Source organism: Acinetobacter sp. YH12142 (genome assembly GCF_013418435.1).
GTDB lineage: Bacteria > Pseudomonadota > Gammaproteobacteria > Pseudomonadales > Moraxellaceae > Acinetobacter > Acinetobacter amyesii.
Window position 1 is genome coordinate 48631 of the sequence record NZ_VPCB01000015.1, and the last position, 14074, is coordinate 62704.

10 protein-coding genes are annotated in these 14074 nt (G+C 40.0%); 6 read left to right on the forward strand and 4 right to left on the reverse strand.

The genetic code is table 11. From position 1 onward, the window contains the following. The first annotated feature begins 21 nt into the window (after nt 1-21). Entirely contained in the window at nt 22-4542 is a 4521-nt protein-coding gene (locus FTU77_RS12090; RefSeq protein ID WP_180055905.1) for a translocation/assembly module TamB domain-containing protein, read from the forward strand. A 72-nt stretch (nt 4543-4614) separates the two neighbouring features. Here FTU77_RS12090 and xseB read toward each other — a convergent pair whose 3' ends face one another. From xseB to FTU77_RS12110, 4 genes are all read right to left on the reverse strand, one after another. Further along, nucleotides 4615-4809, reverse strand: coding sequence for an exodeoxyribonuclease VII small subunit (gene xseB / locus FTU77_RS12095; protein ID WP_078188551.1), 195 nt, complete (start codon nt 4807-4809; stop codon nt 4615-4617). After that, on the reverse strand, nt 4799-6079 hold the full coding sequence (xseA, locus tag FTU77_RS12100) for an exodeoxyribonuclease VII large subunit (RefSeq protein WP_180055906.1): 1281 nt from the start codon (nt 6077-6079) through the stop codon (nt 4799-4801). The genes xseB and xseA overlap by 11 nt, the downstream gene beginning before the upstream one ends. A 123-nt stretch (nt 6080-6202) precedes the next feature. Beyond that, complete coding sequence (locus FTU77_RS12105) at nt 6203-7498, reverse strand: Y-family DNA polymerase (RefSeq protein WP_180055907.1); 1296 nt, start codon at nt 7496-7498, stop codon at nt 6203-6205. Between the two features lie 15 nt (nt 7499-7513). After that, a complete protein-coding gene (locus FTU77_RS12110; RefSeq protein WP_180055908.1) occupies nt 7514-8161 on the reverse strand; it encodes a LexA family transcriptional regulator in 648 nt (215 codons plus the stop codon). 298 nt (nt 8162-8459) lie between these two features. Here FTU77_RS12110 and FTU77_RS12115 point away from each other — a divergent pair, with 298 nt between their 5' ends. The 5 genes from FTU77_RS12115 to FTU77_RS12135 all read left to right on the forward strand — a co-directional run bounded on the left by FTU77_RS12115 (nt 8460) and on the right by FTU77_RS12135 (nt 13978). Continuing rightward, a complete protein-coding gene (locus tag FTU77_RS12115) occupies nt 8460-8894 on the forward strand; it encodes an I78 family peptidase inhibitor (protein WP_180004959.1) in 435 nt (144 codons plus the stop codon). Nucleotides 8895-9006: 112 nt separating this feature from the next. Further along, on the forward strand, nt 9007-9366 hold the full coding sequence (locus tag FTU77_RS12120) for a hypothetical protein (protein ID WP_180055909.1): 360 nt from the start codon (nt 9007-9009) through the stop codon (nt 9364-9366). Between the two features lie 296 nt (nt 9367-9662). Continuing rightward, the gene (locus FTU77_RS12125; protein WP_078189189.1) at nt 9663-9932 is read left to right on the forward strand and encodes a hypothetical protein; all 270 of its coding nucleotides are present in this window, start codon (nt 9663-9665) and stop codon (nt 9930-9932) included. A gap of 296 nt (nt 9933-10228) precedes the next feature. Further along, the gene (locus FTU77_RS12130; protein ID WP_180055910.1) at nt 10229-12868 is read left to right on the forward strand and encodes a bifunctional aconitate hydratase 2/2-methylisocitrate dehydratase; all 2640 of its coding nucleotides are present in this window, start codon (nt 10229-10231) and stop codon (nt 12866-12868) included. 99 nt (nt 12869-12967) lie between these two features. After that, complete coding sequence (locus FTU77_RS12135) at nt 12968-13978, forward strand: DUF4034 domain-containing protein (protein ID WP_078193935.1); 1011 nt, start codon at nt 12968-12970, stop codon at nt 13976-13978. The last annotated feature ends 96 nt before the right edge of the window (nt 13979-14074 follow it).

Consider the following 14074-nt stretch of genomic DNA (forward strand, 5'->3'; position numbering starts at 1 on the left):
TTTTTAGGTGATGTGTTTTTTATGACTGAACAAGAACAGCAAGAACCAGAAAACGAAACGCCGGTAGAGCAACTGCCGAAGAAGCGTCGTATTCTTCGAAGTGTCATTTTGACCTTCGTGTTCGTGCTTATCTTTTTGGTGGCTGCATTGGCGGTCATGTTCTCTACAGACAAAGGTAGTAAGTTTTTACTTGACCGTGTTCTGGAACGTCAGCAAATCATTCACTATGAATATGAAGGTGGTAACCTGTGGCGGGGCATTATTCTACGAAATGTCCTCGTTACGCTAAAACCTGTCGATGTAAAAATTGACCGTGCCGATATTACACTCGGTTGGCGCGCCATTATTAATAAAGAAATTCATTTAAATAAGGCAGATGTTAAAAATCTGCAAATTATTACCAAGACCCCACCTAGCGATAAACCTTTTGTATTTAGTGAAATCCGTTTGCCGTTCGTACTTCGTGTCGATCATGCAGATTTAGATCATATGTTGATTAAAACCCATAGTTCAGGTGTGGATTTTTATGATATTGAATTAAATGAAGCGCTTTGGTCAGGGACGGAATTAAAATTCGAAGATACCCGTATGGATATGGGGTATTTGTCCGTGCGCCAAGCCTCGGGGAATATGAAATTTGAAGGCAAGTATCCGCTAAATGCTGTGGGGATTGTTAATTTACCTTCATTACGTGAAAGCCTGAAAATTCATGATATTCAAGTGGTGGCTAAAGGATCTCTTGATACGATTCAAGCCGGTGTGGCAACTCATACGCCTGATCTTTTAACAGGATGGGCAGTGGTCCATCCAATGCGTCCACATGTCCCGATGTTTGGTGCGCTTAAATTTAAAAACTATCATTTACCTTTACTGACTGAGCAAAAGCTCTTTGCTAAAAATGGGCTGGCAAAATTCAAAGGGGATATTCAGCGTCTCAATTTAGATTTAGACACGGACCTGAGCGGGGCCAATATTCCTGAGGGTAAATATACTGCGCTCATGAGTACGGACTTGGTCAACCAACTTGATATTTCTAACCTAAATGGTCAAGTGATGGGCGGTGCTGTCAATTTGGGTGGCGTGGTGAGTTGGAAAGATCAGGTCACTTGGGATGTAAGTGGTCGTTTGGATAAAATTAATCCAAAACATAAGCTGATCCCGCAAGTGGTTCAAGATTTTCTACCTGTAAATTTAAACAGTAAGATTGCGTCCAAAGGGACCCTTGAAAAAGGTATGCACTTGACGGCGTTGGTGGATTTTGACCAATATGAAACTTGGAATTTAAAACTCGATCAAGCGCCTGCCAAAAATAATAAAGCTCAGCCGATGCTGATGGATGTGTCTTGGAAAAATATAGACCGTGCAGTGCCATATGTTGGATGGTTGAGTAGTGATTCGGGCAATGTGCAATTGGCGCTTACAGAAGGTCAGCAGAACATCAACGTGGCGACCACCGTGTCAAGACATGAAAAAGGTGCTCTGCCTGCTGGACAATATCAAGCCAAACTGAATCTGAAAAATAACAATCTCAATGTCCCTGCCTTTAGTTATGTGGCCGACAAAGGTCAGCTCAAAGGTAATGCAGTTGTAGAATTGCCTGATCAAAAACGTATGCTGAAATGGCAAGCCAATGTACAAGCACAGCAGTTCAATCCGCAAACCATCGTAGCTGCTGCGCCTGTCGATCAAATTACAGGGTCATTAAAAGCCAATGGTTATGCAAAACCAAATCAACAGATTATTCAGCTGAATAATATTGATTTGTTAGGCCGACTAGCACAGCAAAATGAAACGGTTCATTTAACAGGTAAATCTACTGCTGCGCTGACTTTCCATGATGAGAAACAAGGTGGAGGCTTTAAAGCTTTTGCTGTGAATTATAATGGTGGCCTCAATGCAAGCCAAGTTGCCGCAAGTAAAGGCAGTTTGATTTTCAAAGTATCGGGTACACCTGAATTAATTAAAATAGCCGAGCTACGTCATGATGGCGTGGCAGGTAAAATTTCTGCCAATGGACAAGTTTTACTACAAAAAGCCATTGGTTGGGATATCAATGCATCACTGGTGCATTTTAAGCCGCATTACTTTGCCTCAAATGTACGGGGTGAATTATCTGGAAATTTAAAAACCAGTGGTGTGTGGTCAGATACGCTAAAACGTATTCAAATTGAACGTCTGAATTTGGCAGGTATGATCAATAACAAACCTGTCCGTGGTCAAGGTAACTTGGCGATGGTGATTAATTCAAATCAATCCGGCTTTATGCCAAAACAGTTTGAAGCGAATAATTTACTGTTGGCTTATGCCAATAACCAAATTCAAGCCACAGGTAATGCACAAAATTTACAATTGAAAATTAATGCACCGGCATTATATGAAATTTATGCAGGCCTACGTGGACGTGCTTATGGCTACTTAAATGTTCAAGCACAACCACGACTGCAAGCATCTGCCAATATCGCAATAGATGACTTCGCTTTTAATAATTTATTCAGTGTGAAAAAAATACGGGTGCAAGGCGAGTTGCCAACTTCTGCGACTTCACCAAGTTTATTAACGGCAACGATGGATAATTTACGCAGTAACAACCGTGAGATTGTGAAAGGTCAAATTTCACTGGCCGGTACACGTAATGCGCATTTATTAAAAGTCAGTGCTGAAAATAAATTATCAAAATTTTATGTGCAGTTAGCTGGTGGTTTTAACGCACAAAATAATTGGCTTGGTCAGATTCAAAAAGGCGACTTTGACTCCTTGCGTACACGTCTTGTGCAGCGTCAAAATGCATCGATTATTTACAACACTGCACAGTCTGACTTATTTGTCGGCGCACATTGTTGGATGAGCCAGCAAAGTGAATTATGTTTTGATCAGCCGATTCGTGTGAATAAAAACCGCGGCAATGTATCCTTTGTGACAAAGAACCTAGACTTAAATGATTTTGCAGCATTTATGCCTGAAGGCCTGGCGATCACGGGTAAAGTGAATGGTTATGCGAAAGCGTCTTGGGCGAAAGGTGCAAAACCTAAAATTGATGCACGTTTAGTGACTCGTGACGGTTTACTCGGTTTAGCAGCGGAAGACCCACAGTATTTAGCATCTACTTTAAAATATGATGAAGTAGGTTTGATTGCGAAAAGTGTCGCTGAAGGGCTACAAATTCGACTTGATACCAAAGCTCCAGATATTGGTACAGGTTATGCCAATATTATTATTGACCCGTATAAAGCCAACAAACCGATCCGTGGTGAAGTGGCCTTTAACCAAGTTCAATTGAAAATCTTAAAACCATTTATACAAGATGTCCGTTCAATGGGCGGTACGTTGTCTTATGCGGCAAAAATTAGCGGAACATTGTCTCAGCCTTTAATGGATGGTGAGATTCGAGTGAAAAATGGCTCGATTAGCATGATTTCATTGCCTGTAAACTTGACCAATATTCAGTTGTATTCTGCTGTACGTCAAAACCACGCTACGATTGATGGTGCATTTAACAGTGGTCGTGGTGTGGGCAAATTAACCGGAAATATTGACTGGAAAAATGATCCACGTATCCAGTTGAATTTAACGGGTAATGAAATGTTGGTCCGTCAAGCGCCATTGATCACCGCTGTTGTAAAGCCTGATTTATCTTTAGATGTGCTGCCTTTCAGTAAGAAATTAACCTTAAAAGGTAAAATTGATGTGCCACGTGCATTGATTTCGATGCCAGAATCTTCTGCAACCGTGGTTGGGGTATCTTCAGATGTACGTGTGGTGCATGAAGGTGATAACCAACTTGAAATCTTAAAATCGGCACGTCCTTGGGATATTCGCGCAGATGTACAGGTGAACATTGGTAATCAAGTGATTTTCCAAGGTTTTGATAGTCGAATTCCGTTGATTGGTCGTTTGAATTTGACACAACGTGGTTTAGAAACAGCAATGCGTGCCAATGGTGCAATCGGTGTTTCTCAGCGTGTGAAAATCGAAGCTTATGGTCAAAGTCTGGACTTGAACCGTGCGATTGCCCGTTTCAATGGACCATTGGCGAACCCAACTTTAGATATTGATGCCAATAAAGCCGTACAAGGCAGTACCGTTGGTGTTCGTGTGACGGGTACAGCATCAAGTCCTGCAATTCAGGTGTATAACGATGCAGGTCTGTCTGAACAAGAAGCCTTAAATGCCTTAATTACAGGTCGTATTAATGAAGGAAGTTCAGGTTTAAGTCAGGCGGAAGGTTTCCGTTCTGATGTGAACAATACGATTGCTGCAGCGGGTATTAGTATGGGCTTGGGTGGTACACGTGCATTGACCAATCAAATTGGTCGTACATTTGGTCTGAGTGGTTTGGCATTGGATGCTCAAGGAACAGGGGATGATACTCAGGTTTCTGTGACGGGTTATATCACACCTGACTTATTCATTCGTTATGGCGTCGGAGTATTTACACCTGTGAATAAATTGACCTTACGTTATCAAATGAATCAACGTTTGTACTTGGAAGCGAGTCAGTCTTTAGAGCGTGCAATTGACTTATTCTATAACTGGCGCTTCTAAGAGAAGTCAAAATTTGAATATAAAAAAATGCAGCTTAGGCTGCGTTTTTTATGCAAATAATGAATTGAGAAATCAATCTTTAAACGTATCATTCAGTGCCTGTTGTACTGCTTCAACACGAGTCTTGCAGGCTTTATAGGCTTGCATCGACTCTTCAACGATTTTCATAAGATTATCAATATCGGGTTCTTGCTGAGATTCGAGTAATTCAGCATTACGTTTTAAAACTTCATAGCCTTCTTTAAAACTTAGAGTATCAGTCGTCATGATTTTTTACCTGTATATGTTGAATGTCAGCCGTGATGATGCCGTCTTGCATTTCAATTTCAATCGGTGAATGCGTTGAAGGCTGAAGATTTTTCGTTGCGCGAATGGCGTGACCTTGCTGCCGCACGATGGCATAACCTTTGGAGAGCACATGTGCAGGGTTTTGCAACAAAGTCTCACGCATGAGTATTTCAATATTCTGTGCAGCTGTTTTAAGTTGTAACTGAGCAAAATAAGCAGTGTTATCTTGGTATTGCTGTAAGAGCCGAGTTGAGTCATTGATTTGACTTTGAGCCAAGGTCTTTATGACCTGTAGCAACTGATCATTTTGACTTTGATACAGAGCAATTTGATGTTGAGAGCGCAGTTGAATGCTTTGTAAGGCCTCTAAAACTTCTTGTGTTCGCTCAACTATATGATTACGAATCCCCCCAATCACTTTACTCGGGGTGTCGAAAGAGCGATGTGCAACTTCATCTAAGATCGTGCGGTCTTTTTCATGGCCGATACCGACCCAAATTGGCACGCTACGCTTAGATAAAAGTGCAGCCAAATCATAATCATTCAGATAAGCAAGATCGTTAACAGCACCGCCACCACGAATAATCACGATCAAATCTGGCGCAGTTTGAAAGTCATTGGCCCATTGTCTTAAACCCAGTGCTAAAGCATCTCGGATACTTTGTGCTGCGGTATTCCCTTGAAAGGTTGCAGCATGATAGACAAATTCACACACGCCAGCATGTTGTAACGCATCTGCATCTTTTTTAAAGTCACCCAAGCCTGCTGCATTTTCAGGTGCGATAACCAAGACATGCTGAATATCAAATGGCGCAGGCAAGTTTCGATTTTTATGAATCAGACCTTCGCTGGTGAGTTTCTCTAAAATTTGTTGATAACGTCGAGCCAGATCACCCAAAGTAAAACTCGAATCAATTTCTTCGATATTGACCGAAAAACCATACTGCGGGTCAAATTTGGCACGCACTTTAACCAAGACATTTAAGTCGCGACTGAGCTCAATGCCGCTTTCACGTTCAAATTTTCCGACAACTTTATTTGCGGTAAATTTCCAAATTGTGGCCTTACAACTGGCAATGACTTTATCGCTTTCTTGTTCTTTTTCAGCTAATTCTAGATAGTAATGTCCACCTTTGATGTTTAAATTTCGAATCTCGGCTTTGACCCACACGGCATCATCAAAAGCCAACTGAATGACTTCTTTGACCGCAGATAGGTATTCGCTCAGCGTTAATTGAATATCAGACATAATTTAAAATAGGAGAATATAAAAATGAATATTCATTTAAATACTAAATAAATATTCAGCAATTGCAAATGATCATTTCGGTTAAAACAATAGAAGGACTAAGCGGCGCTACAACATAGTGTTTCATTTCACACGAAGCAGTTCGTTCCAATTACTCAGGTAAGCGGGGGAACACAGATTTTTTTTCATCCGCCATGTTGCAGCATCGTCCTGCGTTAAGCCGATCGAGACAAAATGATGCCCAAATTTTTTTTGAATATCGTCGATGGTGTCGGACAGTTTCAAACGGCTTTGTCTTAACGCCATATCGCAAAACAAATCTGGGGTAAAGTTTTGTTTTGGAATGATTTCTAATAACACCACACCGGCTTTTTTATATTTAAATCCCGCTTTAAAGATTTTTTCGGCGGCACGCGTTGCTGCTTGGGTGATACTAATTAAGTCATCGGTATGCTCATTCAGTGTAATGGCCAGATAAGGTGCGTATTTTTCAGTAGAATTAAAGCGACTCGTTTGAATAAACACTCCCACCATACGACATAGAGAATGATCTGCTCTTAAACGTGTGACGGCTCGCGCGATATATACACGAATAGAGGCTTTAATATCTTCCAGTTCGTAGACTGGCTGACCATAGGAACGACTACTGATAATTTGCTGTTTGCTCGGTGCTTCTTCTTCAATAGACAGACAAGATAGACCTTGCAGTTCCAAGACGGTTTTTTCCATCACCACACTAAATTTTTTTCGAATATCTTTAGGCTGTGCATTGATCAGATCTAAAACATAATGAATGCCAAGCTGATTCAGGGCTTTTGTATGATTGCGACCGACGCCCCAAACTTCATTGACTGGTGTCTGCGCAAGGAGTTGTTCTGAGGAACAAGGGTCCATTTCAACTAAATTGCACACACCGTTCAAATAAGCATTTTTTTTGGCAAAATGGTTGGCCATTTTGGCTTCCGTTTTAGAGCGACCAATCCCGACACAGCAGGTTAAACCTAGCCATTTTAGGATCGTATCTCGTATTTCTTTAGCATATAGGCTCAAATCAAACAGTTCTTGATAGGCAGTGAAATCTAAAAAACACTCATCGATCGAGTAAACTTCACGGTCTTCGGGGCCGACATACATGCCTAAAATATTCATAAATCGATTAGACATTTCGGTGTAGAGTGCATAGTTACTCGACAACACCTGAACATGATGCTGTTGGATTAAATCCTGAATTTGATAGACCGGCACAGCCATTTTAATCCCGAGGTCTTTGGCTTCCTGACTTCGAGATACAACACAGCCATCGTTATTGGACAGCACGACGACAGGGACATTATTGAGCTTTGGGTTAAAGACACGCTCACAACTGACGTAGCAGTTGTTAAGGTCAACTAACGCAAATATTTTATTTGCAGCTTTCATGACGAATTCTTGTGTTTAGGTGTGTGATGAGCGCTTATAAAATTGCTTTAAATTAAAGGTCACAACACCCTGAACAACGATAGATTCGCTATCTGAAGGGATAATATGCGCATAGGCTGGATTTTCTGCTTTTAGCCAAATTTTGGGTAAGACTTTATTGGGGTCACCAAAAATGTCGGCAATTTCTTCTTTTGACATTTTTGCGGTGATCATCAATCGCTTTAAGGTGATTTCACGATTATCAATCAGTGCAACCACGATATCGCCATGTTTGGCTTCTAAGCTACGATCGACTAAAAAAGTATCATTAATTTCAAAGCCGGCATTGAGTAAAGACTCGCTATCGACATGCGCAATAAATGTAGCGAGCGGGTTAATTACCAAATAATCATTTAGGTCTAAGGCTTTTTCAAAAACATCTTTATTGGCGAAAGCTGGGCCAGCAGGAATACGTTCCAAGGCAACTGGAAGTTCAATACGGGTATTTTTCTGAACAGGCTGAACATTGAGCGAAGAATCCAAAAATGGATCCATAGATAGTTTTTGAGATTGCCTTTCAAGCAGGGCATTGATGGTGGGACTGGGTTTGCCATCTGCGCCCATAAGCTGTTGCAAAGACGACCAAGCTTCGTCCGAAAAATAAATCGGCAATTTTTTTGACATATTTTGCTCCTACGCAACGTGGCGTGTTTGAAGAAAATTACTTTTTTAGCATACGCGTTGGGCAGGTCAAATTTCAAATTTATAAAACCTTTAAAATCAAAACTGCGACAAGTTGAGTCGTTTTAAATATTGCAAAAATCATCATCAGTTCAAAGAAAATGACGTTCTGTATTTTGAACATAGGGCACATTGCTGCCTAATTACAGAAAGTGGAATGACAACTAAAAATTTCAATAAACAACTCGTTTATTTGGCACAAACTTGGTAAGTTAAATTTTTATATTCAGAAATAGACTTGATGAAAAATATATGGATTTTAGCTGCACTGACAGCATTTATGGCGGGTTGTAGCACAACACAGCAAACTGAAACGACACCAGAAAAAATTGGTATGGCAAATCCAGCCAGCCAGTATTGTGTAGAACAAAAAGGTAAACTTGAAATTCGTGATGAAGCAAATGCTCAGGTCGGGTATTGCCATCTGCCAAACGGACAAGTGGTTGAAGAGTGGGCATTATTCCGTAGTAGCCAAACTGAATGTGTAGCTGATAAGGCTAAGACGCTGATTGGCCAAGCAAAATTGACTGAAGATCAGATCAAGGCGATTAGCCAAGCTCAAATTGTCCGTTTAGTAAAACCTGGGCAGCCAGTAACAATGGATTATCGTGTAGAGCGCGTCACCGTCACTGTAAATCCAATCAATAAAAAGATTATTCAAGCAACTTGTGGTTAATTCAAACGCATAAAAAAGGCCCGAAAGGGCTTTTTTTGTTTGTTCGGCTACGACTAATTTAAATGACAAATCCATTACGATCTTTTATATTGCCCCTCGTAAGGAGAAGTTCATGAAAAAGTTATTTGCTTTATCCGTTATGGTGGCTTTGGTCGGCTGTGCTGAAAAAAAACCATTAACCCCTGAAGAGCAGTGGCAGGGTTACTGCCGCAGTGTAGGTAATGCTGCACGTACGATTATGTTAGATCGTCAAAATGCAATTGAAAAAGACAAAGCAGTTGAGCATGCCAACAAAATTGAGGATGAAACCACCAAAGGATTTATCCTGAACATCATTAATGAAGTTTATGCCTTGCCGCAAGCTGAGATTAATACTGATGTTGAAAAAGCACGTGAAAAAATTCGTGCTGAGTTTACTGAAAAATGTATCGCAACACCGCATACCGAAATGCCAGATTATAAACCGTTCTAAGGAACGGTTTTTTATGCGAGAAAGCGCGTAAAGCAAAACCTAAAGGCTCTATTCAGCAGTGAGTAGTTACAACGGGGCAACTATCCGTTGTTTAGCCATATGATGGAGTTCATGCTTATTTTGCGAATGCATATTTATCTTCGGGTTACTTTGAATATGAGATGCTTAAAGATTTTTAAATAGCCTAAGCAGAGCGAAATACAAATTGTGACAACTTGCTAAATCATAAATATAGAAAAGCAAATCTTTTTAATGAATAATGAAATGGAGAATAAAAAACAGTAGAGGAGCAGAATATGGACGTTATAGGTTATATGCATCACTCAGATCTACTCCTAGAAGATGAACAAGGCGTAGCAATTATCGGTGGTGGGAACTACGTGCTCAGCATTGGAGATAAAGTCACATTACGCCAAAAAGTAGATGAATTTTCTCAACGCTATTTGGTCGATATCAGCTTTGCAAGTAATCAACATCAAACCACATGTCAGGACGAATGGTGCCTCAGATTTACAGGCGATCGAGCAGAACTTCAGCAATATATCACTGCAACCACTGTACACTAAGGTGGAATATCCAATACTGATAAAAACAGGCAACATTTAGTTGCCTTTTTTTGATGGTTAATTTTAGTCAAAAGTTAATATGCGCAAGAAAAGCGTGTTTTAAGTATTGATTTTGCTTAATGTATAAACGATATGAGGATCATTTATTTATAAAATAACGGGCATCACGAAGAAACACTTGTAGTGCATTAACTTTTAACTGGAATTTTAGTAAAATTTAGCAGTCCATATTATTTGCGTAGCTTTATTTAAAGCAGGAATGCGTAAATAATTTTTTAAAAAAGAGGAATAACACCGTGCTAGAAGCTTACCGCCAACACGTTGAAGAACGTGCCGCACTCGGAGTCCCACCGAAGCCACTTGACGATGCTCAAACAGCTGCATTAGTTGAATTATTAAAAAACCCACCAGCTGGCGAAGAAGCATTTTTAGTTGATTTACTAGAAAACCGTGTTCCAGCGGGTGTTGACCAAGCTGCATACGTTAAAGCTGCTTTCTTAGCTGCTTTGGCAAAAGGCGAAGCGACTTCTCCACTAGTAACTAAAGAACGTGCGGTTTACCTACTAGGTACTATGCTTGGTGGTTATAACGTTGCTCCTTTAGTTGCACTTCTTGATGATGCAGAGCTTGCTGAATTAGCTGCTGACGCACTTAAGAAAACTCTTCTTGTATTTGATGCGTTCCACGACGTTGCTGATAAAGCAAAAGCGGGCAATGCGAATGCACAAGCAGTTATGCAATCTTGGGCTGACGCTGAATGGTTCACTAGCCGTAAAGACGTTCCTGAAGAAATCAAACTTACAGTTTTCAAAGTAACTGGCGAAACTAACACAGACGACTTGTCACCTGCACAAGACGCGTGGAGCCGTCCAGACATTCCGTTACACGCTAACGCAATGCTTAAAAACGTACGTGACGGTATCAACCCAGAAGTTCCTGGTGAAGTTGGTCCTCTTAACCAAATCAAAGACCTTATCGCGAAAGGCAACCAAGTTGCTTACGTAGGTGACGTTGTTGGTACTGGTTCTTCTCGTAAGTCAGCAACTAACTCTGTACTTTGGTTCTTCGGTGACGAAATTGCTCACATCCCGAACAAAAAAGACGGTGGTTACTGCTTAGGTTCTAAAATCGCTCCGATTTTCTTCAACACAATGGAAGATGCTGGTGCATTGCCAGTAGAAATCGATGTTCAAAACATGAACATGGGCGACGAAATCACGCTTAAAATCGACCACGCTGCTGCTAAAGTAACTGCGTTCAAAGACGGCGTTCAAATCGCTGAATCTGAACTTAAAACTCCAGTTCTTTTAGATGAAGTACGTGCTGGTGGCCGTATCAACCTTATCGTTGGTCGTGGTTTAACAACTAAAGCTCGTGAAGCTCTTGGTCTTGCACCTTCAACTTTATTCCGTACTCCAGTTCAACCTGCAGCTACTGGTAAAGGCTTCACTCAAGCTCAAAAAATGGTTGGTCGCGCTTGTGGTCTTCCTGAAGGTCAAGGTGTACTTCCAGGTACTTACTGTGAACCTAAGATGACTACTGTTGGTTCTCAAGATACAACAGGTCCAATGACTCGTGACGAACTTAAAGATCTTGCTTGCCTAGGCTTCTCTGCTGACCTAGTTATGCAATCTTTCTGTCATACAGCTGCGTATCCAAAACCAGTTGACGTTCAAATGCAGCACACGCTTCCTGATTTCATCATGAACCGTGGCGGTGTTTCTCTACGTCCAGGCGATGGTATTATCCACTCTTGGTTAAACCGTATGCTTCTTCCAGATACAGTTGGTACTGGTGGTGACTCGCATACTCGTTTCCCAATCGGTATTTCTTTCCCAGCGGGTTCTGGTCTTGTAGCGTTTGCTGCTGCAACTGGCGTTATGCCACTAGACATGCCTGAGTCTGTTCTTGTTAAGTTCAAAGGTAAAATGCAACCTGGTATCACTCTACGTGACCTAGTACATGCGATTCCTTACGTTGCGATCCAAGAAGGCGACTTAACTGTAGAGAAAAAAGGTAAGAAAAACATCTTCTCTGGCCGTATCCTTGAGATCGACCTTACAGAAATGGAAACGGACCTTACTGTTGAGCAAGCGTTCGAACTTTCTGACGCATCTGCTGAACGTTCAGCTGCTGGTTGTTCTATCACGCTTTCTGAAGAGAAAGTTGCTGAATACCTTAAATCAAACATTACTATGTTGAAATGGATGATTTCTGAAGGTTATGGCGATGCTCGTACTATGGCGCGCCGTGTAGAAAACATGGAGAAATGGTTAGCGAACCCAAGCCTAATCAAAGCAGATCCAGATGCTGAATACACTAAAGTGTATGAAATTGACCTTTCTACAATTACTGAACCAGTTCTTTGCTGCCCGAACGACCCAGATGACGCTAAATTGCTTTCTGACGTTGCTGGTACAAAAATTGACGAAGTATTCGTTGGTTCATGTATGACTAACATTGGTCACTTCCGTGCGGCTGGTAAACTTCTAGACAAAGTTCCTGGTGGTTCTTTATCTACTCGTCTATGGTTGGCTCCTCCAACTCGTATGGACGAACGTCAATTGATGGAAGAAGGTTTCTACAACATCTATGGTAAAGCTGGCGCTCGTACAGAAATGCCAGGTTGTTCATTATGTATGGGTAACCAAGCACGTGTAGCTCCGAACACTACTTGTGTATCGACTTCTACTCGTAACTTCCCGAACCGTTTAGGTCAAGGCGCAAACGTTTACTTAGCTTCTGCTGAGCTTGCTTCTGTTGCTGCTGTACTTGGTAAATTACCAACTCCAGCTGAGTACCAAGAATACGCAGCTCAAATTGATAGCATGTCTGCAGACATCTACCAATACTTAAGCTTCGACAAAATGGGCGACTATACTGACGCTGCTAAAGACGTTGATACTAAGAAAATTGCTGCTGCTCAATTGTCTTAATTGATTAAGTAGTTAATAAGAAAATCCCACGTCATGTGGGATTTTCTTTATTTAATAGAATCTTACTAATAATAAAACTGTAATTTAGAAATTGGCCTTATGAAACTAAAGAATTTATCTTTTATATTATTAACATTTTGTTCTACACAAATTTTTGCAGAAGTGTCGTATACGAAGTTAGCAAACATAAAATTGGTTGATGAAAGTATATATCCCACAGGATATGACATTCAGTCTGAAGTGGAAAATTTGATTAGAGAGAAAAAGTTCAAAGATATTTCAAACAAAGCACAACAGCTTTTAAATAGTGAAGAATATAATTTTGATGGTAAGTTTAAACATACTAGTTATTTAGATTCTTTTCTTGGGATTGTAAATAAACATCGAGTAACTTCTCCAAATTATTATAAAGAAAATATAGCAATCGCACAGAAATGGATTAAGGCTGAACCAGAGTCACCATTAGGTTATATTTACTATACGCTTTGGGTTAGAAAACATGCTTGGAGCATTAGAGGGGGAAGTTATACTTCACAAGTATCGAAAAAAAATATGCAATATTTTGGTGATCAATCAATTAAAAATTTAAATTTTTTATTAGAAAATTATGATGTTGCATCTAAAGATCCTTTTTATTACTACATACTGTTAATGACCCTACGTGATCTGGGGGCTGAAGAAAACTACTTAAAAGCTTATCAAGATGGAATTGTAAAATATCCAAAACAGCGAGTTATTTATAATACATTTATGGAGAGTTTTGAGCCAAAGTGGTTTGGAGAAAATTATGATGCTATTCAAATGATTATTAATGATATACAGGAAATGAATCCTGCAGAAAAAGATTTTCATTATTATCATATTCTATATACAGTACATAACAATAAGTATGATTTGAAAAAACTAAATGTAAATTGGGCTAGGGTTGAGCAAGGTGCCGTAGATTCTTTAAGTAAACTTACTTCTTTGAGTAAAATAAATGATGTGCAAAAATTGTATTGCTCTTATCCTGGGAATAGAGTGAGGTTGGAACGGTTATTAAAATCCTTTAAACAAGGACAATTAGAAAAAAGCTATATAGAAAATAGTTTGAATAACTGTCAAAAATAGAAATAATCGCCTCTTAATTGGAGGCTTTTATTTATAAATGTTATTTACAGTTCTAAGAATACAACGTTTAATCACAACTAATATTATTTTACAGTA